The 25,293-nt window shown below is 69.6% G+C and carries 22 protein-coding genes; 9 read left to right on the forward strand and 13 right to left on the reverse strand.

What is annotated here, in order from left to right; all coding sequences use genetic code 11:
* Positions 1–47: 47 nt before the first annotated feature.
* Genes AAY78_RS17055 through mtrA form a run of 3 tightly spaced genes read right to left on the reverse strand, consistent with a single transcriptional unit; the run spans position 48 to position 4,130 of the window.
* Positions 48–1,766 carry an LpqB family beta-propeller domain-containing protein gene (locus AAY78_RS17055; protein ID WP_046749489.1) on the reverse strand — a complete coding sequence of 573 codons (1,719 nt, stop codon included), beginning with the start codon at positions 1,764–1,766 and terminating at the stop codon, positions 48–50.
* On the reverse strand, positions 1,763–3,442 hold the full coding sequence (gene mtrB, locus AAY78_RS17060; protein ID WP_046749490.1) for an MtrAB system histidine kinase MtrB: 1,680 nt from the start codon (positions 3,440–3,442) through the stop codon (positions 1,763–1,765). The genes AAY78_RS17055 and mtrB overlap by 4 nt, the downstream gene beginning before the upstream one ends.
* Before the next feature lie 7 nt (positions 3,443–3,449).
* On the reverse strand, positions 3,450–4,130 hold the full coding sequence (gene mtrA / locus AAY78_RS17065; protein ID WP_046749491.1) for an MtrAB system response regulator MtrA: 681 nt from the start codon (positions 4,128–4,130) through the stop codon (positions 3,450–3,452).
* A gap of 98 nt (positions 4,131–4,228) precedes the next feature.
* Here mtrA and AAY78_RS17070 point away from each other — a divergent pair, with 98 nt between their 5' ends.
* The 5 genes from AAY78_RS17070 to AAY78_RS17090 are packed head-to-tail and all read left to right on the forward strand — an operon-like array spanning position 4,229 to position 9,724.
* Positions 4,229–5,572: a glycerophosphoryl diester phosphodiesterase membrane domain-containing protein gene (locus AAY78_RS17070; RefSeq protein WP_046749492.1), complete on the forward strand. Its 1,344-nt coding sequence runs from the start codon at positions 4,229–4,231 to the stop codon at positions 5,570–5,572.
* Positions 5,569–6,210 carry a DUF4129 domain-containing protein gene (locus AAY78_RS17075; RefSeq protein WP_046749493.1) on the forward strand — a complete coding sequence of 214 codons (642 nt, stop codon included), beginning with the start codon at positions 5,569–5,571 and terminating at the stop codon, positions 6,208–6,210. The genes AAY78_RS17070 and AAY78_RS17075 overlap by 4 nt, the downstream gene beginning before the upstream one ends.
* The gene (locus tag AAY78_RS17080; RefSeq protein ID WP_052748823.1) at positions 6,207–7,448 is read left to right on the forward strand and encodes a DUF4350 domain-containing protein; all 1,242 of its coding nucleotides are present in this window, start codon (positions 6,207–6,209) and stop codon (positions 7,446–7,448) included. The genes AAY78_RS17075 and AAY78_RS17080 overlap by 4 nt, the downstream gene beginning before the upstream one ends.
* Positions 7,449–7,492: 44 nt before the next feature.
* Positions 7,493–8,416: an AAA family ATPase gene (locus AAY78_RS17085; protein WP_218867656.1), complete on the forward strand. Its 924-nt coding sequence runs from the start codon at positions 7,493–7,495 to the stop codon at positions 8,414–8,416.
* Positions 8,417–9,724 (forward strand): DUF58 domain-containing protein, encoded by a 1,308-nt coding sequence (locus AAY78_RS17090; RefSeq protein WP_046749495.1) that lies wholly within the window; start codon positions 8,417–8,419, stop codon positions 9,722–9,724.
* 38 nt (positions 9,725–9,762) lie between these two features.
* On the opposite strand, the gene AAY78_RS17095 is transcribed toward AAY78_RS17090, so the two are convergent.
* Positions 9,763–10,755: a stage II sporulation protein M gene (locus AAY78_RS17095; RefSeq protein ID WP_046749496.1), complete on the reverse strand. Its 993-nt coding sequence runs from the start codon at positions 10,753–10,755 to the stop codon at positions 9,763–9,765.
* A 16-nt stretch (positions 10,756–10,771) separates the two neighbouring features.
* Between AAY78_RS17095 and AAY78_RS17100 the strand changes: the two genes are divergently transcribed.
* The gene (locus AAY78_RS17100) at positions 10,772–11,581 is read left to right on the forward strand and encodes an RDD family protein (protein ID WP_046749497.1); all 810 of its coding nucleotides are present in this window, start codon (positions 10,772–10,774) and stop codon (positions 11,579–11,581) included.
* 44 nt (positions 11,582–11,625) lie between these two features.
* Here AAY78_RS17100 and AAY78_RS17105 read toward each other — a convergent pair whose 3' ends face one another.
* The 4 genes from AAY78_RS17105 to AAY78_RS17120 all read right to left on the reverse strand — a co-directional run bounded on the left by AAY78_RS17105 (position 11,626) and on the right by AAY78_RS17120 (position 14,819).
* Entirely contained in the window at positions 11,626–12,840 is a 1,215-nt protein-coding gene (locus tag AAY78_RS17105) for an ABC transporter permease (protein WP_046749498.1), read from the reverse strand.
* Positions 12,837–13,610, reverse strand: coding sequence for an ABC transporter ATP-binding protein (locus AAY78_RS17110; protein ID WP_197077719.1), 774 nt, complete (start codon positions 13,608–13,610; stop codon positions 12,837–12,839). The genes AAY78_RS17105 and AAY78_RS17110 overlap by 4 nt, the downstream gene beginning before the upstream one ends.
* Positions 13,586–14,512: an efflux RND transporter periplasmic adaptor subunit gene (locus AAY78_RS17115; RefSeq protein ID WP_046749499.1), complete on the reverse strand. Its 927-nt coding sequence runs from the start codon at positions 14,510–14,512 to the stop codon at positions 13,586–13,588. The genes AAY78_RS17110 and AAY78_RS17115 overlap by 25 nt, the downstream gene beginning before the upstream one ends.
* Positions 14,513–14,612: 100 nt before the next feature.
* Positions 14,613–14,819 (reverse strand): DUF3499 family protein, encoded by a 207-nt coding sequence (locus AAY78_RS17120; RefSeq protein WP_021199833.1) that lies wholly within the window; start codon positions 14,817–14,819, stop codon positions 14,613–14,615.
* A gap of 77 nt (positions 14,820–14,896) precedes the next feature.
* On the opposite strand from AAY78_RS17120, the gene AAY78_RS17125 reads away from it, so the two are divergent.
* Complete coding sequence (locus AAY78_RS17125; protein WP_227750927.1) at positions 14,897–15,325, forward strand: hypothetical protein; 429 nt, start codon at positions 14,897–14,899, stop codon at positions 15,323–15,325.
* Between the two features lie 60 nt (positions 15,326–15,385).
* Here the strand turns inward: AAY78_RS17125 and AAY78_RS17130 are convergent, their stop codons facing one another.
* From AAY78_RS17130 to manA, 4 genes are all read right to left on the reverse strand, one after another.
* Entirely contained in the window at positions 15,386–16,771 is a 1,386-nt protein-coding gene (locus tag AAY78_RS17130) for a DUF5719 family protein (protein ID WP_046749501.1), read from the reverse strand.
* Positions 16,768–19,782, reverse strand: coding sequence for a glycosyltransferase (locus AAY78_RS17135; RefSeq protein WP_046749502.1), 3,015 nt, complete (start codon positions 19,780–19,782; stop codon positions 16,768–16,770). Before AAY78_RS17135 ends, AAY78_RS17130 begins: the two co-directional genes overlap by 4 nt.
* Positions 19,783–19,888: 106 nt before the next feature.
* Positions 19,889–20,209, reverse strand: coding sequence for a WhiB family transcriptional regulator (locus tag AAY78_RS17140; RefSeq protein ID WP_082108760.1), 321 nt, complete (start codon positions 20,207–20,209; stop codon positions 19,889–19,891).
* A 162-nt stretch (positions 20,210–20,371) separates the two neighbouring features.
* Complete coding sequence (gene manA / locus AAY78_RS17145; protein ID WP_046749503.1) at positions 20,372–21,502, reverse strand: mannose-6-phosphate isomerase, class I; 1,131 nt, start codon at positions 21,500–21,502, stop codon at positions 20,372–20,374.
* A gap of 69 nt (positions 21,503–21,571) precedes the next feature.
* Here manA and AAY78_RS17150 point away from each other — a divergent pair, with 69 nt between their 5' ends.
* Positions 21,572–22,987 carry an O-antigen ligase family protein gene (locus AAY78_RS17150; protein ID WP_046749504.1) on the forward strand — a complete coding sequence of 472 codons (1,416 nt, stop codon included), beginning with the start codon at positions 21,572–21,574 and terminating at the stop codon, positions 22,985–22,987.
* Complete coding sequence (locus AAY78_RS17155; RefSeq protein ID WP_046749505.1) at positions 22,984–24,282, forward strand: O-antigen ligase family protein; 1,299 nt, start codon at positions 22,984–22,986, stop codon at positions 24,280–24,282. The genes AAY78_RS17150 and AAY78_RS17155 overlap by 4 nt, the downstream gene beginning before the upstream one ends.
* A gap of 13 nt (positions 24,283–24,295) precedes the next feature.
* Here the strand turns inward: AAY78_RS17155 and galE are convergent, their stop codons facing one another.
* Positions 24,296–25,285 (reverse strand): UDP-glucose 4-epimerase GalE, encoded by a 990-nt coding sequence (gene galE / locus AAY78_RS17160; protein WP_046749506.1) that lies wholly within the window; start codon positions 25,283–25,285, stop codon positions 24,296–24,298.
* Positions 25,286–25,293 lie beyond the last annotated feature (8 nt).

A 25,293-nucleotide genomic window follows, 5' to 3' on the forward strand; every position in this document is an offset into this window, starting at 1 on the left:
GGATGTGCGGGCGAAGAGCAGCACATCGCTCTCGCGTGCAGGGAGAGTCACTCCCCGACGCGCGTGGCGAGCACCGCGACGCCGGAGGCGACTTCCCGCCATGCCGACCCCGCGTGGGCGAACAGCTCACCGTTCGCCCCGAGGATGCGCACACCGGACGCCGTGCGCGCCCCGGCGATCGAGACGGCATTGTTCGGTGCGGCCTCCGTCGCCCCCGGCCCCCCGACCATCTGGGTGATCAGTCGCGGGCTGCTCGGATCGGCGAGCACCCCCACCCGGTCGAGTCCGAGCCACACCAGGCCTGTCGCCGGGTCGGCGAGCTGCGTCAGCTGCTTGACCTCTCCGAGTTCGATCGGAACACCGGCCGAGTCCCGGACGACCGCCGCGACGACGACCCACATCTGCTTGCCGACGGTCACGACGGCTGCCACCCTCGCGCCATCCGCCGAGACCCTCAGATGCGAGATCCCCGACGCGCTCGGCCACGCCTTCGCGATCGGATGGGCTACGGCGTCGCTTCCCGACGCCTGCAGGGACGCGGGGGAACCCGTAGGCACCGACCAGGTGTAGCCGTAGGGATCGAGCGAGGGATTGATGAGCCCGGGGCGGGCGTCGAGCTCGTCGAGGCTCCCCGCGCCGACGAGGTAGACGTGCTGGTCGGCGAGTCTGGTGGCGGCGTGGGTGTCGTCGGCGGCCACATCGATCGAGACGATCGGCTGCGGGATCGATGTGATCTCCCCGCTGATCCCGTCGAGCGGCGAGATCTCGTCCCCGACGATGCGCCCGAACGCGCCGTTCTGCAGCACGAGTGTGCCGATCTCGGTGGAGGGCTCCTTGACCTCGGCCTGCCCCGCGTCCAGGTCTCTCCCGTCCACCGTGAATCGCACCTGCGTGACGGCGACGCCGGAGGCCCTGAGGGTAGCCTGGAGCTGCGTGCGCATGCGCGACAGCGTCGTGGCATCCAGTCCGCTGGCCGGGCGCGTGAGCGCGACGTCAGCCACCTGTCCGACGATCGGCACCGCATCCTGCGCCAGCTGCACGTCGGCGGGGAAGGCGTTCTGCACTGCCGGGTCGAGCCATTCGCTGGGGGCACCGCCGATGAGCGCCCGTGTCACCGTCGTCGCGGGGCTCTGCCGCCGCGGGAACCAGCGGATGTCGGGCACCAGGCGCGACCAGCCGAGGTCGAAGTACTGCAGCGGGTACCCCTCGAAGACCTTCGTGAATCGCGTCTCGTCGATCACGACGCCGTCGGGCGCCTGCGTGATGCGCCATTCGCCGTTCTCCATGCGCTGCACGGTGAACGCCACCGCGGACGAGCCGACGGCCTCGGCGTATCCGCCGGAGTCGTCGACACTCGCGACGAGGTCCAGGGTCACCTGGACCTCCGCCGTGTCCGCGTCCTCGACCTCGTCATCCGGGACCGAGGACGTGACGGTCCTGGTGTCGGGGCCGATGTCGATCGACACGCCGGCGGAGGGGCTCCAGCTCCGCTGCAGCGATGGCGCGAGGAAGTCGCGCGCGGTGTCCCAGTTGTCGGTGGTCGTGATGCCGGCTTCGAGGAAGCCGTCGACGATCTCCTCCGGCCCTGCGCCCGTGATCGGCCCGGAGGCCACGGGAAGGATGTCGATGTCCTGTGGGGATTCGCCGAGCTTGAGGCCGACGGCGACGTCGCCGCTGGTCGGCAACCCGGCGCAGGCGGGAAGCAGCAGGGCGACGAGCACCAGCGCGAGTCCCCGCAGCCTTCGCTTACCTCGGTGCTCGGTCACGGCCGATCCTCCTCATCGAACATGCCGGTCGGCGCATCGGTCAGCGAGATCGGCTGGGTCGCGTCCCCGATCTCCGCGAACGGCTCCTGCGGCTCCACGGGGATGGGGCTCGGACCGTCCAGGACCCCCTCGTGTCGAGGAATCGTCAGGACGAAGTTGGTGCCGACGCCCAGCTCCGACCACACATCGAGCGTGCCGCCGTGCAGCGTCGCATCTCCCAGGGCGATGGAGAGCCCCAGCCCCGTGCCTCCGATCGTCCGCTGGCGTGAGGGGTCGGCACGCCAGAACCGGTCGAACACCCGCTCCGCATCCGCCGGATCCATCCCGAGCCCGAAATCCCGCACTCCGGCGGCCACCGCGTGCTGATTGCTGTCGATGGTGACGACCACCGGACGACCTTCTCCGTGCTCGATCGCGTTTCCGATCAGGTTGCGCAGGACACGCCGCACGCGCCGCGGGTCCATGTCCACCGGGGAGTATCCCCCAGGCGCCACGAGCCTCAGCTCGGTGCCGTGCCCCTCGGCGAGAGGACGCATCTGCTCGATGATGTCCTCGGCGAGGTGGGTGAGGCTCGTCGCCTCCAGTTCCAGCTGCACCGATCCCGCGTCGTACCGACTGATCTCGAGAAGGTCGGACAGCAGCGTCTCGAAGCGCTGCACCTGGGCGTGCAGCAGTTCGGCCGTGCGGGCGGTGGTGGGGTCGAACTCCTCGCGCTGATCATTGAGCATGTCGGCGGCGAGACGGATCGTGGTCAGCGGTGTGCGCAGCTCATGAGAGACATCGGACACGAATCGCTGCTGCACCATCGAGAGTTCGCCGAGCTCCTTGATCTGGGATTCGATGCTGTCGGCCATCGCGTTGAACGAGCGCCCGAGCGTGGCGAGCTCGTCCTCCCCGTGTACCTCGAGACGCACACCGAGATCACCTGCCGCCAACCGCGCACTCGTCTCGGCCGCCTGCACGATCGGGGTCGACACGGCACGGAGGACGATCCAGGAGATGGCGGCGACGATCGCCACCAAGCCGATTCCCGCGATCCACAGCGTCCGCTGCACGAAGACGAGGGTCTGGTCGGCATCGCCGAGGTCGTAGGCGAAGTAGATCGCGAAAGCCCCTGCCTCCGGGACCTGCAGCTGCTGCCCGACGATGATGCCCGGCACTTCGCCACCGTCGGCGGCCGGCAGAGCCACCGACTGCCAGGCCTGACGGTCGTCGAACTCGATGACACGCGCCTGGAGCTCAGGGCTCAGCAGACTCCGGCTCAGTCCGGCCTCGAACCCGTTCAGCCGCACGCCCTTGGCATCGTCGACCTTGAAACCGGCGAGCTGATCCGTGCTCGACGTGCGGGTGAGATTCGACTGCACACTGTTCCACAGTTCGGTGAGAGCCGCGGAGTCGTCGCCCACCTCCGCCACATCCAGGATCCCCTGGGCCTGGTCGACCGCGCGGCGGGAATCCTCGAGCGCGACGTCCTTGCGCGAGATGAAGAGATCGTTCTGGATCACCAGCGCCATCGTGACGCACGTGATGAAGATCGCGAGCGAGGTCGCCAGCAGTGTGATCGAGAGCGTACGGAAACGCAGCGAGCGGCGCCACAGGACCCCGAGCATCGTCGGCCAACCGCGCCAGTCGCGCAGGACAGCGACCGTCGTGGTGGTCGCTGTCGTCGCGGCCATCGTGCGCCTAGCCGACGCTCCCGGCGCGATAGCCCACTCCACGCACCGTCATGACGATCTTCGGGTTGTCGGGGTCGAGCTCGACCTTGGCGCGCAGGCGCTGGACATGGACGTTCACCAGCCGGGTGTCGGCCTTGTAGTGGTACCCCCACACCTGCTCCAGGAGCATCTCCCGGGAGAACACCTGCTGCGGCTTGGAAGCGAGCGCGACGAGAAGCTGGAACTCCAGCGGTGTGAGCGCGATCGGCTCGGAGCCGCGACGGACCTCGTGCGCATCGACGTCGACGGTGAGATCACCGACGCGAAGCTGCTCGCTGGTGGTCTGCGGCGTCGGACGGAGACGGGTGCGGATGCGCGCGACGAGTTCCTTCGGGTTGAACGGCTTGACCATGTAGTCGTCCGCACCGACCTCCAGTCCTCGGACGACGTCGGCCGTGTCGCTGCGAGCGGTGAGCATGATGATCGGCACGCCGGACTCCGCACGGATGCGCGTGCAGATCTCGATCCCGTCCATGCCGGGAAGCATCAGATCGAGCAGCACGAGATCGGGCCGCTGGGCTCGCCACTCATCGACGGCGCGCGCGCCGTCGGCGCAGAAAACCGGCTCGAAGCCTTCGGTCCGAAGCACGATCCCGATCATCTCGGCGAGCGCTGTGTCGTCGTCGACCACGAGAATACGTGAGGTCATAAGAGTTACCTTATGGCACCGAGTCCCAGCGATCCCAGGTCTGCGCTCCGTGCAGGGGATATGACACGATGGAGGCGCACGATGGAGAGGGAGTGCCTGTGACCGGACAGACGTGGACGCCTGCCCCGAAGAAGGGCATCATCCCTCTTCACCCGCTGTCGTTCGGGATGCTGCTGGGGAAAGCCTTCGCGGCACTGCGACACAACCCCAAGGTGCTCTTCGGGTTCGCCGTCGTCATCCAGCTCATCGTGGTCGTCATCACCGCTGTGGTGATGGGCGTGGTCCTCTTCACCACGTTCAGCCGCCTGGAGACCGTCTCCCCCTCTTCTCCGGACTTCGAGGCGGTGATGGCGGGCACCATCGCGGTGAACGTCATCGCCGGACTGGCCGTCGGTGTCGCCTCGATCGCCTTCACGGCCATGATGCAGGGGGTCGTCGCCGCGGAGATCGGGTACGCCGCGATCGGTGTGAAGGCCACGCTGCGGATGCTGTGGCGGCGGATGGCGCCCGCCTTCTGGAGACTCGCCGGTTTCGCCTCTCTCTCGGTCGCCGCCGTGTTCGGTCTCTTCATCATCGCCGCCGTCATCATCGCGGGCTTCGTCGCCGGAGGCCTCGGGGGGAGCATGGAGATGGTCGGCGTCGTCGTGCTCGTGGTGATCCTGATCGTGCTCGCCTGCATCCCCCTCGCGGTGTGGCTCACCACGAAGCTGCTGCTCGTGCCGTCGATCCTGGTCCTGGAGCGTGCCCGTTTCCGTGACGCCTTCGTCCGCTCCTGGCGGCTCACCCGCGGGCGGTTCTGGGTCGCGTTCGGCGTGACATTCCTGATCAGCGCGATCATGGGCATCGCGGCACAGGTGGTGAGCGTGCCGGCGACGTTGCTGGGATCGCTCCTCGGCTCCGTCGTCGCCCCCACCGGCGCAGCGGATCCGAGCGCTGTCGTGGCATTCGTCGTGACCCTGATCGCTCCCCAGATCCTGCTCCTGGTCATCCAGGCGATCACGCTCGTGGTGCAGAGCACCGGAGCCGCGCTCGTCTACCTGGACTGCCGGATGCGCTACGAGGGCCTGGATCAGACGTTGATCGCCTATGTGGAGCGCCGCGACCTCGGATGGACCGATGAGCAGCAGGAGGATCCGTTCCGCGTCGATCCCTCACGCGCGGTGACATCGGCTCCTCCGCCCCGCCAGGTTCCGGAACACGTGATGATGTCCCAGGGATACGCATACCCTCCGTCTCCGGCGACGCCCTATCCGACGCCTCCGTACCCGACGCAGGGATACCCGACGCAGCCGGCACACCCGACGCAGCCGGCACACCCGACGCAGCCGATGCAGCCGGCGGCAGGCGCATTCCCGCCGCCGCCACCACCCGCGGTGCCCGCCCCCGGAGACGCTCCGGCCGACAGCGGCTGGACAGCACCCGGCTCCGACGGCGCCGCATGATCCGACGCTTCGACGATCTCTTCGTGCCCGATGGCGACGAGGCTCGACGCTGGGCGGAGGAAGAGCTCTCCAACCCGCGCTACGCGGACGCGAAGCCCACCTGGTTCGATCTGGTGGCCCGCGACATCGGCCGCTTCCTCGCCGATCTGTTCAGCCCGGACAACGGTGCGAACGTCGGTCCGTCCGCCCTCATCATCGTCAGCGTCATCATCGCGGCTGCTCTGATCGCCGCCCTCATCATCTGGGGACGGCCGCGCAGTTCGAGGTCGATCAGGCGGGCGCACGGAGACCTCCTTGGTGCGGCGGACGACCGCACCGCAGCACAGCTGAGATCGGATGCCGAGCGCGCCGCACGCGAAGGCGACTGGGACTCCGCGACCGTCCTGCGCTATCGCGCCATCGCCCGCAGCCTGCGGGAACGCGATCTGATCGATCCGGCACCCGGCGCGACCGCTCAGGGGATCGCCCGCGAGGCCAGCACGGTGTTCTCGGACGAGGCCGAGGCGATGCGACGCGCCGCCCTCACCTTCGACGATGTCCGCTATCTCGGACATCACGCGACGGCGGAGGCGTATCGGGATCTCGTCGACACCGACGATCGGATCCGCGGACGCCGCCTGGAAGTGGTGCCGGCGTGAGCATCACAGACAGCGAGCGCACGCCCCTGCTCCCCGCCGCCTCCGACGCCGAACCGCTCTCCACCGCCGAACGCCGCCCGAGTCGCGCGAAGTCCATCATCGGCTGGGCCATCGTCGCGGCGCTCGTGCTGATCGTCACGGTGGTGGGTCTTCGCGTAGCCGCGACGGCACCCGGTGCGCGCGGCGCCCTCGACCCCGAGGCCCGCGACGATGCCGGCGCACTCGCGCTCGCGAACATCCTGCGCGATCAGGGCGTCGAGGTCGACGTCCATCGGTCACGAGTCGAGGCCCGCGCGGCGATCGACGCCGACACCACACTGGTCATGGCCAACCCCTACACGCTCACCGACGAAGCACTCGCGACGCTCACCGAACCCGCGGAGCGCGTGGTGTACCTGTCCACGAGCACGCATCTGCTGAACGAGCTCCGCATCGGCGACAACGCGCCGGGCACATCGTCGGCCGTGAGCGCGGAGTGCGATGTCGCGGAGTTCGCGAAGGTCGGCACGATCCGCGCCGACCGTCTCTTCGCCGCCGCAGACGGCGTGCAGGCCTGCTTCGGGGATGACGAGGGCGCAGCCGTCCTCGTCGATCGTCGCACCAGTCCTCAGCGCACCGTGGTGGAGGGATCGAGGCTCTTCGGCAACGCCTACCTCGCCGAGAACGGGAATGCGGCCCTCGGACTCGCCCTGCTCGGTCAGACCGACCGCATCGTCTGGTATGTCCCCAGCTTCGCGGACTCCGACATCGAAGCCGAGCCGGTCGACACACTGGGCAGCCTCACGCCCCCGTGGGTGACGCCCGCCATCCTGCTGCTGATCGCGGTGGGGGTCGCGACGGCGATCTGGCGCGGCCAGCGGTTCGGTCCCCTCGTCGCCGAGACGCTGCCGGTCACCGTGCGAGCCTCGGAGACGATGCAGGGACGCGCACGTCTCACGGCCAGAGCCGCGGACTCCGCACACGCCGCGCAGGCGCTCCGCGACGGCACTCGGCGACGTCTCGCCCGTCGGCTCGGACTCGCCGTCCACGCCGACGCGGATGAGGTCGCCGACGCGGCATCGGATCGGCTGCGGGTCCCGCGCGGCACGCTCCAGGTACTGCTGGCCGGGCCCCCGCCCGAGGACGACGCCGCCCTGATCGAACTCGCCAGACGCCTCGACCAGCTCGAGACAGCGGTGGACGAGACCGCCCGCACCGACACGACCGCCCATCCCCGAGAAGCAGAGGGAAACACGTGACCCCTGAGAACCATCCCACCGATGACGCCACGCTGCGTCAGGCCATGCACCGGGTGCGCACGGAAGTCGACAAGGCCGTGGTCGGCCAGGCCGGCACCGTCACCGGTTTGCTCGTCTCCTTGCTCGCTCGCGGACATGTGCTGCTCGAGGGTGTGCCCGGTGTCGCGAAGACGCTGGTCGTGCGCTCCTTCGCGCGGGCACTCGGCCTCGACACCAAGCGCGTGCAGTTCACTCCGGACCTGATGCCCGGCGACGTGACCGGCTCCCTGGTCTACGACGCACGCACCGGCGAGTTCGACTTCCGAGCCGGTCCCGTGTTCACCAACATCCTGCTGGCGGACGAGATCAACCGCACGCCGCCGAAGACCCAGGCTGCACTCCTCGAAGCCATGGAGGAGCGCCAGGTGTCGGCGGACGGGGTCAGTCGCCCCCTCCCCGACCCGTTCCTCGTCGCAGCGACTCAGAACCCGATCGAGCACGAGGGCACCTACTCGCTGCCGGAAGCACAGCTGGATCGCTTCCTGATGAAGCTCGTCGTCGGGATGCCGGAGCGCGACGCGGAGGTCTCGGTGCTGCGTCGGCACGCCTCGGGCTTCTCCCCCAGAGAGCTCACCGGAGTGGAGGCGGTGGTCACCGCCGAGGAGATCCGAGCGGCGCAGCACGCTGCTGCCGCGGTCGAGGTGACCGACGACGTCCTCGGCTACGTCGTCGATCTCGCCCGAGCGACCCGCCAGTCGCCCTCGGTCGAGCTCGGTGCCAGCCCCCGCGCCTCCACCGGACTGCTCGCCGCAGCGAAGGCCTGGGCCTGGCTCAACGCGTCTTCGGCGGTCACGCCCGATCATGTGCAGACGATGCTGGTCCCGGTGTGGCGCCATCGTCTCCAGCTGCGCCCCGATGCGCAGATGGAAGGCGTATCCGCCGATGCGGTGCTGACCTCGGTGGTGCAGCAGACCAGGGTGCCGATCTAGGTGTTCATCACCGGTCGCCTCGCCGTCGCCATCGCCGTCGGTATCGTCCCGCTCGTCATCGCCGGGCTCGCGGGCTATCCGGCGTACGCGGTGCTCGGCGCCTGGATCGCTCTGTGCCTGCTGCTCGTCGCCGTCGACGTCGCCCTCGCCGCGAGTCCTCGCTCCGTCACCGTGAGCCGCCGGCTGCCCGCACGCGCGCGGCTCGGCGAGCCGGTCCCGGTGAGCGTCGCGGTGCACAACCACGGCAACAGGGCACTGAACGCGACGCTCCGCGACGCATGGCAGCCGACAGCGGGCGCTCCGCTCGACCGGCAGCGTCTGCACATCGCTCCTGGCGAACGCGGCCGGGTCGCCATTCCGCTCCTCCCCCGCCGCCGCGGAGAACTCGTGAGCGATTTCGTGATGCTGCGTTCGCGCGGGCCCCTCGGCATCGCCGGTCGACAGGCCCGGCACGTCGTCCGCGGGGCGATCAGAGTGCTCCCGGCGTTCTCCTCCCGCAAGCATCTTCCGTCGCGACTCGCCCGGCTGCGCGAGCTGGACGGCAACACGAGCATCCAGGTGCGCGGTCAGGGCACCGAGTTCGACTCCTTGCGGGAGTACGTGCGCGGAGACGACGTGCGTTCGATCGATTGGAGGGCGACGGCTCGCGCCGGGACCACCATGCTGCGGACCTGGCGGCCGGAGCGGGATCGCCACGTCGTCATCATCATCGACACGGGACGCACGGCTGCCGCACGTGTCGGGGACGGCACCCGCGTGGATGCCTCACTGGAGGCCGCGCTGCTGCTGGCGGCACTCGCCTCCCGCGCGGGTGATCATGTGCACCTCCTGATGTACGACAGGGTGGTCCGCGCGCGGGTGACGGGCGTCGACGGCGCCGCGCTGCTGCCGGCACTCACCGACGCCATGGCTCCGGTGCACGCTCGGCTGGTCGACACGGACTGGCACGGCGCGTTCACCGCCGTCCGCACGCTCACCACACGCCCCTCGCTCATCGTGGCTCTGACCGCGCAGGATGCCGCCGAGTCGGCGCGCGGATTCCTCGGTGCCTTCCCGAACGCGTCACGCGCGACCACCGTGCTGGTCGGCTCCGTGACCGATGACGGCATCTCCGCGCTCGCGCGCCGACGCGACTCCCGGGAGGACGTGTACCTCGCAGCAGCGGCCGAGAGGACCCTCCGCGATGCGGAGAACGTCGCCGATGCGATCCGCAGGGCGGGCGGAGAGGCGATCGCCGCCGATCCGGAGGAGCTTCCTCCCCGGATCGCCGACCGCTATCTGGAGCTGAAAGCGGCTGGTCGGCTCTGAACCCCCGTCCACGATGAGATGTGGCGGCTCACCGTCTGTCAGCCCGCCACCAGACGCGGCGTACCCGCTTCGTACTCGACGAGGTCTCCCGTCTCACCCTGGCGGTGCGCGCGCCCGCCGATGACGAGCATGTAGATCAGGAACACGGCGAGTGCCGCGCCTCCGATACCGATCTTGACCGGCCACGGCAGTGCCCAACCGGTGACGAAACCTTCGACGAGCCCCGCGAGGAAAAGGGCGAAGACCAGACCGATCGCCACGGTCGCGAGCGCTCGGCCCTGCTCGGCGAGCGCTTCACCTCGCGTGCGTCGCCCCGGCGCCACCCAGGCCCAGAACACGTGCAGACCTGCGGCGGCCGCCACGAAGATACAGGTCATCTCGAGCATCCCGTGCGGAAGGATGTACAGCACCATCAGGTCGGCCTTGTCGTGGACGGCCATCACCGCGCCGGTGGTCCCGAGACCCATCGCGTTCTGCACGAGCATGTAGACCGGCCAGATCCCCGTGACGCCGAAGAGCACGCACTGCATCGCGATCCAGGCGTTGTTCGTCCAGACCATGCCCATGAACACGGCGGCGGGGTTCTCGGTGTAGTAGCCCGTGAAGCTCTCGTCCGCATACTGCTCGAGTGCGGACGGCGAGCCCAGAGTCGCCACGAGCGCGGGATCGCTCGCGATCCAGGCCGCGGTGCCGACGGCGACCGCGATGAAGGAGATCGCGATGACCAGGGTCGTCCAACGCAGGCGATACAGCGCAGCGGGAAGCTGCAGGCGGAAGAAGCGTCCGGTCTGCGTGAGGATGCTGTCCGATGCACCGGTCAGACGCAGGCGTGCACGGACCAGGATGGTCGACAGGTAGGCACCCTGCGGCGAATCGCCGACCGAGGTCTTGAGCTCAGCCAGGTCGGCGGAGGCGGCGCGGTATCGGACGATGAGCTCGTCGACCCCGTCCCCGTCGAGACGGGCGCGACTGAGTTGGTCCAGCCGCTCCCATTCGGCGCGGCGTGCATCTGTCAGCGCATCGGCATCCACCTGATTTACTGTACTCATGTCCACCCCGATCGATGCTGCAGACGAGGTGCTCTCCGGCGAGGCCGTGGCGATCGACGTGCAGCCCATCGGCTTCCTGCTCCGAGCGCTCGGCGCCGCGATCGACATGCTCCTCGGATACGCCGTGTTCCTCCTGTGGATCTTCCTGCGCATCTGGCTGCTCGACGCCGGCGTGCTCGACGAGACGACGGATCGGATCGCCGTGGTCTCGGCCTTCGTGGTGAGCTTCGTGGTGCTGCCGATCACGATGGAGGTCGCCCTGAAGGGACGCAGCCTCGGCAAGCTCGCGGTCGGCGGGCGCATCGTGCGCGTGGACGGAGGCGCCGCGGGGTTCCGACACGCCTTCATCCGCGCCCTCCTCGGCGTGCTGGAGATCTACATGACCTTCGGCGGTGTGGCGGTGCTCACCGGCGCGTTCAACGCGCGATCGCAGCGCCTGGGCGACCTGGTCGCCGGCACCTACAGTCAGCGCGTGCGCACCCCCGCTCTCGTCGCGCACGTACCCGTGCTTCCTCCGTCGTTGGGCGGCTGGGCCCAGATCGCCGACGTCGCTCGGCTCCCCGACCGGCTCGCGCGGCGCATCTCCCAGTTCCTGCAGAGCGCCCCCCGCATGATTCCTGCGGCACGGGCACGTGTCGCGCTCGATCTGCTGACCGAGGCGACCCCCTTCGTCTCGCCGCTGCCTCCGGCTCCGCCGGAGCAGGCGCTGATCGGGATCACCGTCCTGCGCCGGGAACGCGAACGCCGGGCACTGGAGAACTCCGACCGTCGCGCCGAACGGCTCACCGGGCGGCGCGTCGGCGTCTGAACGGCGCCGGTCACCGCGGCGTCCTCCGCACCTTCACGCGTGCGTCAGAAGCGGATCGCGTCGATCACCTTGACACGGAGAGCGACCAGCGCGGGGATGAACCCGGACACCGCACCGACGATGACCGACGCGAGGAGGCCGATGAGCGCCGCGCGCATCGGGAAGGGCGGGATGTCCTGGATCCCGTAGAACATCGACGTGATGATCCACTCCGAGCGCAGCACCGCGACGACGATCGCGATCCCGATCACTCCCGCGACCGTGGTGGCCACGAGGCTCTCCAGGAACACCGCGAAGAAGACCCGCCCCGAGCTGGCACCGAAAGCGCGCCTGACCCCGATCTCCCGAACGCGTTGACGCATCGCCACGAGCTGGATGTTGATCAGGCTGAGCGCCCCGAGGGCGAGGATCAGGGCCGCGATACCACCGGTGACCATCTCGAACGTCGCCTGCGCATCCAGAGCCCCCGGCTGCGCAGCCCAGTCGGACCTGCTCACCGACACCGTCTGGCCCTCGGGCAGCCCCGCCCTGAGGTCCATCGCGAGCACCGGCGCGATGCGATCCACCTGGCCGGTCCCCATCCAGATCTCGTACTGCGTCCACGCATCGGTCGGGAGCGCATCCACGCGGGCACGGTAGGAGTCGTACAGCACATCGACGCGCATCTCCTCGTCGCCCATCCCCTGGCGCGGAGTGATGCCGATCACCTGGTACGTCCCGCCGGCCGGGCCGCCGAGCGTCACGGTCGGGTGCTGCGACAACGGCACACGCCCCAGCCGGTCCCACAGGGGCTCCGTGATGACGACGGGCGGGGCCATCGCCTCGCTGTCGGAATCGAGGAACCACCGCCCTTCCAGGAGGCGCTCGCGATGGATCTGCGAGAACGCGGGATCCATGACGCGGGCCGGAACCTGCACGATCCCGTCGGGGAGCTGGACGTCGAGCATCACGCCCTGGGAGATGCGCGCCGTGTGGCTGAACCCGAAGCGCTCGGACACGCGGTCGAAGCGGGCATCGAACTCGTCGGCGTCGACGGGCGTGCCGTCGTCGCTGTTGACCGCGACGACGACGGTGGCCGCTCGTCCGCCCCACCGGTCGGACTGCTCGGCTTGGAACTGTCGCTGGTACTCGGAGATCGCGACGACCGCGGTGAGCGCGCCCACGGACACGGCGATCCCGATGAGGCTGAGCAGCACGCGCAGCTTGTGCACCCGGATCTCGGCCCAGGCGTCGGAGAGGGCGCCGAGGAAACCGGTCATGCGACCACCTCCGGTGCGGCTGAGGGCACGGGGGCGGCGAGCGTCGACGCCTCGAAGGCGCGGCTGAGGTCGGCGATCTCCAAGCGTCCGGCGTCGAGTCGGTAGTGGCGCCGCGCCCGCGCAGCGACATGGAGATCGTGCGTGATGGTCACCAGTGCCGCGTCGGTCTCCGTCGCCACTTCGTCGAGCAGCGACATGACCGACGCCCCGGTGTCGATATCGAGGGCTCCGGTGGGCTCGTCCGCGAGGATCAGGACCGGTCTGCGGACGAGAGCCCTCGCGATGGCGACACGCTGCTGCTCACCGCCGGAGAGCTTGTCGGCGATCTGGTCGACGCGATGCCCCAGACCGACGCGCTCGAGCATGTCGGCCGCGATCTGGCGACGGTTCCAGAACATCCGCCCCTTCGCGTGCCCGAGCGGCATCATCACGTTGTCGATCGCCGTACGCCCCGGCAGGAGGTTGAACTGCTGGAACACGAAGCCGACGTTGTCGCCGCGAAGGCGGTCGAGGCGACCGGAGCGCATCCGGCGCACCTCCCGACCTTCGAACGCGACGGAGCCGGAGGTGGGCGCATCCAACATCCCCAAGATGTTGAGCAGCGTCGATTTCCCCGACCCCGAGCGACCCACGATGGAGACGTGGTCCCCCGCTCCGACCTCGAGGGTGACGCCCCGAAGGATCTCCAGGCGCGAGTCATCGGCGAGCAGGACGCTCTTGGAGACGTCGTCGAGCGCGACCAGGCTCACCAGCTGGTCCCGGTGTCGCACTGCTCCACTCCCGGGGAGACCTCATAGCAGAACTCCTCGACCGGCGCGACGAAGCCGGGCACGAACTGACGGATGGTGTCGCCCTCCGCCAGGCCCTCCGTCACCTCGACCATGACGCCGTCGTTGACGCCGAGAGTCACCGCCCGCTCCTCGGGGTCGGAGCCGTCACCGGCGTCGACCCAGACCTTCCCCGACCCCGCACCGCCCTGGACGGCGGTGACCGGGATCACCAGCGCGTCATCCACCTGGCCGAGAGCGAGATCGATCTTCGCGGGGAGACCTGCGAAGACCGTCTGGTCGACCGGGATCGCGCAGCGCACATTCGCGGTGCCCTCCGCCGTCACCTGGACTCCCACACCGGTGCACGCGAACGGGGCAGGGCCGCCCGTGATGGTGACCGTGGCCTCGGTGGGAGCATTGACGAGCCGGTACAGCTGCACGGGGTCGACGGTGGCGAGCAGGTGGTAGCGCGCTGGCGTGAGCTTGTACGTCTCGGTGCCGACCGTGGTGGCCTGGCCCTTGACGACGGCGAACTCCGACACGTCGCCGGCTTCGGGCGCGAGAACGTCGATGTCCTTGCGCGGCTCCTCCTGACGCACGGTGTACAGCTTCTGCCCCGCGGTCACGGTCGCCCCCTCCCCCACGTGCACGGCGAGGACGGTGCCGTTGAGCTCACCCCGGACGGCGAAGTCGTCGTCGCGCGCCACGTTCCCGCTCAGGCTCAGCGCGTTCACGACCGAACCGCGCTCGACAGCCACGACGGGATCCGTGATCCCGGCCTCCGGACTGACGACGCTCTCCGCGCGGTCGGGGAAGAACGCGATCTTGACGAGAGCCGCGGCGCACGCGCCGAAGACCACGACGAGAAGCAGGGGGAAGATCCAGCGACGCCAGACGATCACGAATGCCTTTCCGGCCGCGCCGCCCTGGCACGCCTGCGGTCAGCGTATCCAGACTTCGGAATTCAGCGCTCGGCTGTGACCGCGTGTCGATCCACCGGTGTCAGGCGCGCAGTGCTTCGTGACGAACGACGAGCCACCCGGCGGGCACCGAGAGCCGGTCGGCGTGGGGCGAGCACAGATCATGCGCCTGAGGATCGTTCGCAGCGCCGAGCGGGCCGAGGGCCGCCATCTGATCGCCGTAGTCGTAGGTGAGGGTGGCCACGGCCTCTCGCGCGCAGCCGACCTTCGAGCACAGTCGTCCGTCCATCTCCGCCAGCGTACGGCGCACTCCGACGCGGCGACGGATGCCGCGCCGGGCGAGCCGCCACCGCCTAGACTTTCGTCATGCCTCGTCGACGCGCCACCCCCGCCACCGCCGCTCCTCGGCGCGGTGCGCGGCATGGGCGACATGGTCGCCTGGGCCGCAGCGAGGTCGTGCGTCCGCCGTTGGCTCCTCTCGACGGACGCATCGACCGGTTCGACCTCACGGTCGGCACGGCCGTCGAGTTCCTCCGCGGTACCTGGCCCGAACTGCAGGACGTCCGGTTCGAGATCGGCGCGATCCCGGGGTTCGACGCGACCGACGAAGTGCCCCGGTGGTATCTCGACCGCGAGAACCGGCGCATCGTGCTGTTCCGACTCCCCATCGAACGGCTCCTGCCCCCTGGGCACGACGATGCTGCGCACCGGCGCATGGCCATCGAGAGCGCGGTCTTCCGGGCAGCGGCCGAGTACGTCGGCCGCGAGCCGTGGGACCTCGGCCACGACCACTGACACCACGACTGACGCCACGACAGTCGTTGCCGGCATGTCGGCCCGAACGCGGTGCGCCGCTCAGGGATAGACCGTGATCGGCTTCTCTCCGCCGGCGCTCGTCTGGACGGGCATCACCGCGATGGCGCCGGGAGCCGTGAGCGCCACCGCAGCGTGCACGGGCGCCGTCGTCTGCATCCGATAGGTCGTACGCCCCGCGACGGCGACCCCGGCGGTCTCGCCTGCCGGGATGACGATCTCCTGCGCTTGCCCCCCGTCCACGGGTTCGAGTGTGACGGTGGCGTCAGCGTCGGACGTGTTGGCGAGCTGCAGTCTGGCCGCCGGACCGGACGGCACGGCGAACACCACATCGACATCGACCTCAGGAGCCGGCATCACCCAGGCGAAGTCCGAGTCGAGCCCGAATCCGTCCTGCTGTCGGACGGCGGCGATGAGCGGCACGTCCGCTTCCACCTCGACCGTGTACCGACCCGGCTCGAGACCGGACAGGGAAACCTGGGACGGGAGATCGGCTTCGATCGGGACGGTGAACTCATCGGCCAGACCCGCCTCCCCCTCGGCGTGGACCTTGACCTGGACGCGAGCGCCGACGCCCGGCGACAGAACGCGAAGAACAGTCATCTCGGAGTCGTCGCCGCTGGCCGGGAACGCCTCCACCCCGGTGAACACGAGCCTCTGCTGCGCCCCGGGGACCGAGTCCTGCAGGTCGATGCCCGCGGGATCGAGAACCCGCACCAGCGATGACTGCAGGGCTGCGCGCACCGGGGCTCCCACCGCGCTCACCTTCACCACGGGCACGTCGTTGCCGGTGGTGAATGAGGTGAGGGGAAGGGCCGTCTGCGAGCGCGCGGGGACGATCACCGTCCGCGTGCTCCGCGCGGGTCCGTACACCGACAGCGTGACCGTGGACGGCACATCGGCCGCATTCGTCAGCGTCACGATGTCCTCCGTCCCGGTGTCGATGCTTCCTCCGACGAGCCACGACTCCAATCGCGGCTGACCACACGGCAGGGCGGCGTATCCCGCGAGGTCGTCGGCCGCGATCGTGATCGACTCCGCTCCGGCGATCAGCGGTGCCGTGCGCCCGTCGACCCGCCCTGTGAGCCGTTCCGGTCCCTCGGCCTCCGGCAGATCCGTCACCGCGAGCCGATCCGCTTCCGGAGCTCCCGCGGTACCTCCTGTCGTCAGGGACGGGGAGGCTGCGGGGAGCATGTCCAGCGGGGCCGCGGCGTCGCGCCCGAGTGCACGGAGGTCACCGTTGCAGACGAGGATGCTGTCACCGGGGACCGGTGTGACCTCGACCTGTGCCGGATCGTGCGCGACGACAGGCCACGGGGCGTGCACCGCCGTCGCGACACCGATCACGCACGCGGCGATGACCGCCACGCCCGTGATGACCCTGGCACCGGTCGCGGCGACTCGGAATGCGCGGTTGCCACTGCTCATCGGTCCTCCTCGGTAGAGGTCGGGCGTCGTTCACCGCGGTCCGTCGACGCTTCTGCGCCAGACGAAGACGGCTCGTCGCTGGTCGGCTGGGCGATCGGCGCGAGGGCATCCTCGTTCAGTGCGGGCTCGTCCTGCGGGTCCTCGATCGTCCCCACCGGAGCTTCGTCGATGAGGTCAGCGTCCTCCCTGTGCCTCGGCAGGACGATCGGCTCGTCCGGCACACGACCGACGATCCGGGAGCGGGAGCGTGCGGCGCGGCGGGATGCCCTCGTCGGGATCGACAGCAGGAGGGCGGCGAACACCGCCATCAGCTGCAGGGTGATCACGAGTCGTGCCGTGCCCTGCTGGGCGGAGGTGAGGGAGGGCTGCTCGGCAGGTTCGGCCTCCAGCCGCCAGAGCACTCCACGGTCGGTGGTCCCCGCGTGCACCAGGCCGGCACGCTGGTCGATCGCTGCGACGGCCTCGGTGCGCAGAGCCCGCGCTTTGTCGCCCTCTCCCCGGACCTGGGCGACGAGCACGTAACTGATGCCCGTCTCGGCGAGGGCACCCGGCGCATCGAAGTCGCGCGCGGAGAGGAGATCCACGGCCAGCGTCGAGATGTCGGCGCCCTGTGGCTCGATGGCTGTGGAGGTCAAGGTCGACTGCGAACCGAGGGTCTCGCTCGCGCCCCACGTCACCTCAGCGGCGAGGCCGCCGTCGTTCTGCGGGGTCAGCACGAGGGTCGCGATCGGGCGATCGCCGGCTGCCTGCGCCGCCACGTACGCCGGCAACGTCGAATCGGGTCCGTTGGTCAGGACCGAACGGCCGGTGTGCTGCGCGCTGAGCGCGGGAACCGCGCACACCGCCAGTGCCACCGCCGCGACGACCGCGGCGGAGATCCGCAGTCGCGGCATGGTGAGAGCGGTGTCCAGGGTGACGACCGCGGCACCGACCACGCCGATCCAGGCCAGGCTGAGCCCTGCCCCTGGCCAGATCGCGACCGGAGTTCCCTGCGCGAAGCTCACGGTGACGCCGACAGCGAGGAAGGCCGTCGCGAGGCCGGATGCAGCGACGACGAGCAGGGTGATCCCCGCACGCCAGCGCGGCGCGACCGCTGCTCCGAGCGCGAGCACGGCGATGGGGGCGCAGAGCAACGGAGCCCATACGGCGATCGACGGCGGGACGATCTCCATCCATCCGGCCAGCGCCGGCGTCGGGAAGCCGCCGGCGAGCGCGAGACGCCCTGCGGCGTCGGCGGCGACCTGCGGGCCCGCCCAGATGAATCCGGGATCGGCCAGCAGTGCCAACGGCGTGCCGTGTGCGAGCTGCCAGAACACGAGCGGCGCAAAGAGGACGATCGTGGGCACCGGCAGCCACAGCAACCGGCCCGCGCCGCGGAACTGCGCGGTTCCCAGCACGATGCCGAGTGCGACGACCCACAGCAGTGCGAGGGCGGGGGCGAGCGAGGGAGCGCAGGCGACGACCGCGGCGAGGAGCAGCGAGGCGCTTCCCGCGGCACCCCAGGAGCGATGCGCGACCACCGCGCTGTGGAAGAGCCACGGGAGCAGGAGGTGTACCAGGACCGCAGTCGGGCGCCCGTCGACGAGCGCGGTGAGGAAGGTCGGGGCGAGAGCCCACGCGACTCCCGCGAAGATGCGCAGGCCCTCACGGTCGGTCACCCGCGTCGCGGCGAACCAGCCGCCGAGCACGGCGAGCGGGAGCGCGAGGATCCACAGCAGAACCACCGAAAACGAGGGGCCGGCCGGCCAGAGCGAGCCCAGCACCGCCACGACCGACGCGAAGGGGTCGGCAGGGCCGACCAGGTCGAGGGCGACGTCCCGCATCCCCCACGCGGCGTCGCTCCACAGCGCACCCACGGTCTGTCGGAGGGGCAGCAGTGCCCCTCCCCCCAGCGTCGGCCATGCCAGCAGGCTCGTGAAGGAGGCGATGCTGACCACCAGCGCTGCGAGCACGGCCCAGGCGCCGCCCCCCGAGAAGAAGCGCAGTTCGCTGACCGCACCGCCCTCGCTCCCGTGGCCGTCGTCCAGCCGTCGCCGCAACTCCGAAGACGTCACTCGCAGCGGCGCGATGCTGGCCCAGCTGGAGGTGCGGAACGCACGAATCGCTGCGCGCGAGCGCACGACGGCGCCAAACCGAGACATCGCCGTGAGCGCGGCACCCCATTCGGGAAGCACGGCTTCCGGGCGCTTCGCGACGAGATCGGTGATCGAGCGCCACAGCGCGAGGGGCAGCAGGCTGAGCCAGTGCAGAGGTACGGCTGCGGCAGGCGCATAAGCCAGGCGCCGATGGAGCTGGGCCAGCCGGGTGACGAAGGCGCGCCGGAATCGGCCGGACGGCAGCGCGGCAGGACCATCGGGGGATACGGAGACGCGCGCGCCTGGAGCGAGCACGACGCGCCCTCCGCCCAAGCGCGCGCGGACTCCGAGGTCGAGGCCCTCGTCTGCGCCGGCGAGCGCGGGATCCGGCCGCAGGGCATCGCGGACCTCGCCCCGGATGAGGAGACCTCGCACGTCCGCACCGAGTGCGTCGTCCGAGCGGTCGTGCTGTCCCTGGTCGAGTTCACCGGCCGCGAGTTCGACCGAGCGTCCGAGAGCGGTCATGCTGACGCCGAGCGACACGATCTCGCGGTCGTTGTCCGAGGCCACGAGCTTGGGAGCGATGATCGCGGCGGAGGGCGAGCGCTCCAGCATCCCGCTCAGGCGCTCGAGTGCCCGCGGGTGCGGCGTGGTGTCCTGAGCGAGCAGCCAGATCGCCGAGCCTTCCGCGACTCGGGGCCTCGCGAGCTCCACGGCCTCGGCGAAGGAGGTGGTGGCGCGCGCTTCGATGATCCCCTCGACGGTGCTCGCGACGGCCTCGCTCTCGCGCACTGACGATGCGTCGCCGCACACGACGAGCGTTACAGCGGCGGCGGGAGTGGTCTGAGCGCGGAGGGCGTCGAGAGTGCGGAGCAGTTGCGCTCGGGAGGACGATCCAGTGCGCGCGACGATGATGGCGTGAACTCGGGCTGGCATGACGTCGTCAGCCTATGCGCGCGACCCCCGACGTCTGCGTACTGGACGCGGCGCGCCCGCGAAGCCACGCATCCCTGCGGTTCTCGCTCCGGGAGCGATGGACGACTCAGCTGGCGCGGCGCTTGAGCTTGCGACGCTCGCGCTCGGAGAGCCCGCCCCAGATGCCGAATCGCTCGTCGTTGTTGAGAGCGTATTCGAGGCATTCGCCACGGACGTCGCACGAAGTGCAGATCCGCTTGGCGTCTCTGGTCGAGCCGCCCTTCTCAGGGAAGAACGCCTCGGGGTCCGTCTGGGAGCAGAGCGCGTCGCTCTGCCAGGCGAGGGCATTGTCGTCCTCTGCAGCGTCCGCGCGTCGCACCCCGGGAACACCGAGGTTGATCGGATCGACGAACCAGTTCTCCGGTACGTCTGAACGGTATCCCGTCATCTCGATCTCCAACCCTGTCTCCGCCCCCCGGCGGGCCGTGCGCATGACTAATTACACCCGTGTCATTCGCTCCGGTCAAGTCGCGGATCGTAAACCCTCAAGGAACTCTTTAAGGTTCTTGACCTGCCACCGGCGTGTCGGATCGCGTCCGATGAGCCCGTGTCAGCGTCCGGGTCCGGCGACGAACGCCTCACCAGCACCCGTGAGGGTGATCCCCTCCTCGGTGGAGTCCGCGAAGGCGACGGTCCCGACCGCGAGTGTGAGCGCCTCGCCCTGTGAAGAGGTCACCGTCACCTCACCGGCCGTCGCGAGGACCATCGTGGGCCCGGAGAGCCCGATCGTGAGCGGGGTGCCGTCGACGATGACCCGTTCGAGGGCGAAGTCGGGCACCGGAACGGGATACGGCGTGACGGGACCCTCATCCCGCGCCCGCAGCACCGGCACTTCTCCGGGGGCGGTGTCGAGGATCGCGAGAAGCTCGGGGACGTCGATGCGCTTGGGAGTGAGTCCGCCGCGGAGCACGTTGTCGCTGGCCGCCATGATCTCCACGCCGAGACCGGAGAGGTAGGCATGGAGGAGGCCGGCACGGAGGAAGATCCCCTCGCCCCGCTCGAGGACGACGTGGTTCATGAGCAGCGCCACCACGACGCCGGGGTCGCCAGGGTACGTCTGCGCCACGCTCGCTATCGCCTGCAGAGTCGTGCTCCACTCCCCTGCGTCTTCGCGGGTGGAGGCAGCGACGACCGCGGCGATGATGTCGTCGACCTCAGCGCGTGCACCGCCACCGAGCAGCCAGGCGATCACGTCGCGCAGGACGTCGCCTTCCGCGCTCAGGCGCGTCCGGAGCTCCTGGACGCCGTGGCTGTCCTCGAGAGCGCCGAGCAACGCGAGCGTCCGGGGAACGGGACGCAGTCCGCTCAGGGACTCGAAGCGCTCGCTGAGTGCGACGAGGAGTTCCGGCTTGTGGTTGGCGTCGCGATAGTTGCGCCGAGGGTCGTCCGCGGCGAGATCGCTCTCCCGCTCCCATCCTGCCTTGGCCTGATCGATCGTCGGGTGCACCTGGATCGAGAGCGGGCTCCCCGCGGCGAGCAGCTTGAACAGGTACGGGAGCGTGCCCCCGGTGATCTGGTCGAGCGTGCCGCCGCCCGCGACGTCGGCGGGGTCGCCGGGATGGTCCCCGAACCACACCTCGGCCTCCGGCGCACCGGTGGGCGTACGCCCCTCGAGTCCGGCGAGAAGCGAGTCCGACCCCCAGGCGTAGTCACGGGGCGTGTTCGAGAGGCGCAGCAGCATGTACCCCAGCGTAGAGCGGTGCTGCGGCGTTCAGCGACGCCCGGAGCACGGCGCGGTAGCCTGAACGCGATGGCCCAGTACACGAAGCATCCGGTGTCTGCCCCGCCCACCGCGCCGGAGCGCGAGTCGACGGGGCATCTGCTGCTGCGCGGGTATGCGATCCTCGTGCTCTTCGTGACCTTCGCCCACTCCGCGGTCTACAACCTGCTCGGGCGGGACGGGGCCGCCGTGACGCTCGCCGTCTTCACGCTCACGACTCTCGGCATCGGCATTCCGATGCTCGCCCGCAATCGCCCCCAGCCTTTCCGCTGGCGGCGCCTGCCCTGGACAGCCCTCGGCTACACCGCCTTCGCGCTCGTCTCCGTTGCGTGGTCGCAGTGGCGCGGTCCCACAGTCGTCACCTGGATCCTTCTCGCCGCCGTCACGGTTAACGCGCTCTTCCTGGCCCACGTGCTCACCTGGCACGAGATCGTCCGGGCCCTCTCGTCGGCATTCAAATGGATCCTCGGCCTCTCGCTGGCGATCGAGCTCTGGGTCTCGCTGGTGCTGCACGGGCCGCTGCTGCCCAACTTCCTCACCCTCCCGGACGGCAAGATCGATCCGCAGTGGTACTGGGTCCGCGACAACCTGTTCGACGGCGGCAGGATCCAGGGCATCGTCGGGAACGCGAATCTGCTCGCGATCATCTCGCTCTTCGCGATCATCACCTTCGGAGTGCTGTTCGCAGCCAAGGCGCGCTGGCGCACCACGCTGGCCCTGTGGATGCTTCTCGCCGCGTACTTCCTGTTCCGGACCGCATCGGCGACGGCCCTCGTGTGCGCGGCGGCGGTCGCCGTCGTGCTCGCTGTCGCGCTGCTGATGCGGCGGGCCCGCACTCCGGGAGCGCGCACCCGCATCTACGTGGTCTCGATCGGCGGCGCGGCGGCCGCCGCGCTGGGGATCTGGCTGCTGCGCGAGCCACTGCTGGGGCTTCTCGGTCGCAGCAGCGACCTCACCGGACGATCCGAGAAGATCTGGACCAAGGTGCTGGAGCGGGCGGCCGAGCACCCGATCGTCGGCAACGGGTTCTCGAGCCCGTGGATCCCCGATGATCCCGCCTTCGACCGGTGGATCACCGATCACGGGATCACCGTGTTCCACGCGCACAACATGTGGCTCGACGTCCTGCTCCAGCTCGGTGTGGTGGGAGTGGTGCTGATGGCGGTCGCCTACGGCACGCTGCTGTGGCGCTCCTGGTTCTTCGCGGTCGATCGTCCCCGCTGGGACCTCGATGACGCACGTCCGTTCTCGCCGTTGACCCTGCTGCCCAGTCTGTTCACGGTGGTCCTGCTCGTGCAGGGCTTGACCGAGTCGACGCCCATCATGCTGTGGGGCTGGATGCTGCTCGTGCTGCTGTCGTTCAAGCTCAAGTCGGTGCCCCTGGTCGGCGTCGGCGAGCGCGACCTGCTGTTCGAACGCGGCACTCGGCAGCGGCGGGTGCCGTGACGCCGGCACGCCCGATCGTGCGACTGCTCGGCTCCGTGGAGTTGGCACGCGCCTTCACGCTCGCAGCGCTGGCTGCCGTGTTCGGTTCCCATGCCATCCAGCAGATGACGTCGGCGACAACGCTGGCGACGATCATCGCCGCGCTCTGCCTGCTGGGCGCGGCCATCCTCTGGATACGTCGCGACGAGCTGTCGCTGCTGCGCATCGCGCCGTCGTCATTGCTCGCCTTCCTCGCCTGGGCGCTGGTGAGCGTCTTCTGGACCACAGACAAGTCCGACACGATCTTCGGATGGATGTCGCTCTTCGGCTTCGCGTTCCTCGCCATCACGATCGGCCACGTCCGCGACACGCTCCAGACGGTGCGCGCGATCGGCGACACGCTCCGGGTGCTCCTGGCCGCGTCCCTCGCAGTGGAGATCCTGTCCGGCGTGCTGCTCGATCTGCCTTTCACCTTCCTCGGGATCCAGGGGAACCTCGCCGTCGGCGGCCCGATCCAGGGCCTCTTCGGCAGCCGCAACATGCTCGGATTCATCGCGGTGATCGCGCTGATCACCTTCGTGATCGAGTGGCGCACGCAGTCCGTGAAAGCCCCGCTCGCCGTGGCGTCGATCGCTCTCGCGAGCTTCCTGGCGGTGCTGTCCTCCTCCCCGACGGTCCTCGTGCTCGCCGGTGCCGTCGGCGTCGTCACGATCGCCCTCACGATCGTCCGCCACACCCCGGCCGACCGGCGCACGATCGTGCAGTGGACGCTCGGCGTCGTCGTCACCCTCGCCCTTGCGGCGGCGTTCGCGCTGCGCCATCAGATCATCGCCGTGCTCGATGCGGGCTCCGACTTCTCGATCCGCGGCTCGCTCTGGAACACGATCCTCGATTTCGTGGCCGTGAAACCGGTCCAGGGATGGGGATGGTTCGGCGACTGGGCACGGGGCGAGTACCCGTTCACCTACATCAACTTCCAACTCGACGACCGCCATCAGAGCGCGCTGAACGCCTTCTTCGACGTGCTGCTCCAGCTCGGCGCCGCGGGACTGGTGCTCTTCCTCCTGCTGGGCGGCGTCGCTCTCATCCGCTCCTGGCTCGTAGCGAGCACGCGCCGCTCCGTCGTGTACGCCTGGACGCCGATCATGTTGGTGACGCTGGCGGTCGACTCCATGTTCGAGAGCTTCACCCTCGTCGGTGCGGGATGGTTCATGCTCGTGCTGTGCGCCCTGCGTGCAGGGCAGTCGCGTTCCTGGCGCGAGAACATCGATGCGGCACACACGGGAGCCATACCGACGCTCCGCCCTCAGGAGTAGCCGAAGGGCGCCGTCAGCGGATGGAGGGCAGCTTCTCCGCCCAGGTGATCGCGTCGCGGACCCCGTCGTCCACCGAGCGCTCGGCACGCCAGTCCAGCACCTCGGCCGCACGATCGACGATCGCGAACGCGCCGGCCTGATCGCCGGGACGCCGCGCGGTCTCGACGACGGCGAGAGCCTCACCCGTGACCCGCTCGAAGGCCGCCACCAGCTCGCGGACGGTCACGCCCTCCCCGGTACCGATGTTGATCACCCGATAGGGGTCATCGCCCGTCGCGACCTCGTCGAATCGCTCGACGGCCGCCACGTGCGCGAGCGCGAGGTCCCAGACGTGGATGTAGTCCCGCAGCCCGGATCCGTCCCTGGTCGGCCAGTCGGTTCCGGTGATCGAGAAGGCCTCGGCGGCGGCATGGGACTGCATGATCTTCCCGAGAGCATGCGAAGGCAGAGGGTTCTGCAACCCGGTGCGCATCTGCGGATCGGCGCCGATGGGGTTGAAGTAGCGGAGAGCGATCGCACGGAAGTCGCCGTTGGAGGCCGCATCCTCGAGGATCTGCTCGACCATCGCCTTCGTCGTGGCATAGGGACTCGAGGGAGCCAGCGGAGCGTCTTCATCGACCCCCGCACCGCTCTCCCCCTCGTAGACGGCAGCGGAAGAGCTGAACACGATGCGGGGGATCCCCGCGTCACGCAGATGCTGGAGCAGCACGATCGTCTTTCCCACGTTGGTCTCGTAGTAGCCGAGGGGATCCGTGACCGACTCGGGCACGACGATACGTGCAGCGCAGTGGATGACCGCATCGATGTCGGGGTGATCGGCGAGCAGACGTTCCAGGACCACCTGGTCGGCGATGTCGCCCTCGTAGAACGCGCGACCCTCGCAGAAGGCTCGGAGCCCCTTGGAGAGGTCGTCGAGGATGACCACGTCGATGCCCGCCTCGATGCACGCGGTGGCGACCGTGGATCCGATGTATCCGGCGCCGCCGGTGATCAGTACCTTCATCGCAGTCA

It is taken from the genome of Microbacterium sp. Ag1 (assembly GCF_001005635.1).
GTDB classification, from domain to species: domain Bacteria; phylum Actinomycetota; class Actinomycetes; order Actinomycetales; family Microbacteriaceae; genus Microbacterium; species Microbacterium oxydans.

Bases quoted from the DNA above. Each gene is read 5' to 3' on its own strand.
- AAY78_RS17075 (WP_046749493.1), top strand. From the start codon at position 5,569: ATGATCCGACGCTTCGACGATCTCTTCGTGCCCGATGGCGACGAGGCT.
- AAY78_RS17105 (WP_046749498.1), bottom strand. From the start codon at position 12,840: ATGACCGGTTTCCTCGGCGCCCTCTCCGACGCCTGGGCCGAGATCCGG.
- AAY78_RS17125 (WP_227750927.1), top strand. From the start codon at position 14,897: ATGCCTCGTCGACGCGCCACCCCCGCCACCGCCGCTCCTCGGCGCGGT.
- AAY78_RS17135 (WP_046749502.1), bottom strand. From the start codon at position 19,782: ATGCCAGCCCGAGTTCACGCCATCATCGTCGCGCGCACTGGATCGTCC.
- AAY78_RS17100 (WP_046749497.1), top strand. From the start codon at position 10,772: ATGTCCACCCCGATCGATGCTGCAGACGAGGTGCTCTCCGGCGAGGCC.
- AAY78_RS17085 (WP_218867656.1), top strand. From the start codon at position 7,493: ATGCACCGGGTGCGCACGGAAGTCGACAAGGCCGTGGTCGGCCAGGCC.
- AAY78_RS17150 (WP_046749504.1), top strand. From the start codon at position 21,572: ATGGCCCAGTACACGAAGCATCCGGTGTCTGCCCCGCCCACCGCGCCG.
- AAY78_RS17120 (WP_021199833.1), bottom strand. From the start codon at position 14,819: ATGGACGGACGACTGTGCTCGAAGGTCGGCTGCGCGCGAGAGGCCGTG.
- AAY78_RS17130 (WP_046749501.1), bottom strand. From the start codon at position 16,771: ATGAGCAGTGGCAACCGCGCATTCCGAGTCGCCGCGACCGGTGCCAGG.
- AAY78_RS17140 (WP_082108760.1), bottom strand. From the start codon at position 20,209: ATGACGGGATACCGTTCAGACGTACCGGAGAACTGGTTCGTCGATCCG.
- galE (WP_046749506.1), bottom strand. From the start codon at position 25,285: ATGAAGGTACTGATCACCGGCGGCGCCGGATACATCGGATCCACGGTC.
- manA (WP_046749503.1), bottom strand. From the start codon at position 21,502: ATGCTGCTGCGCCTCTCGAACACGCCCCGTGACTACGCCTGGGGGTCG.
- mtrA (WP_046749491.1), bottom strand. From the start codon at position 4,130: ATGACCTCACGTATTCTCGTGGTCGACGACGACACAGCGCTCGCCGAG.
- mtrB (WP_046749490.1), bottom strand. From the start codon at position 3,442: ATGGCCGCGACGACAGCGACCACCACGACGGTCGCTGTCCTGCGCGAC.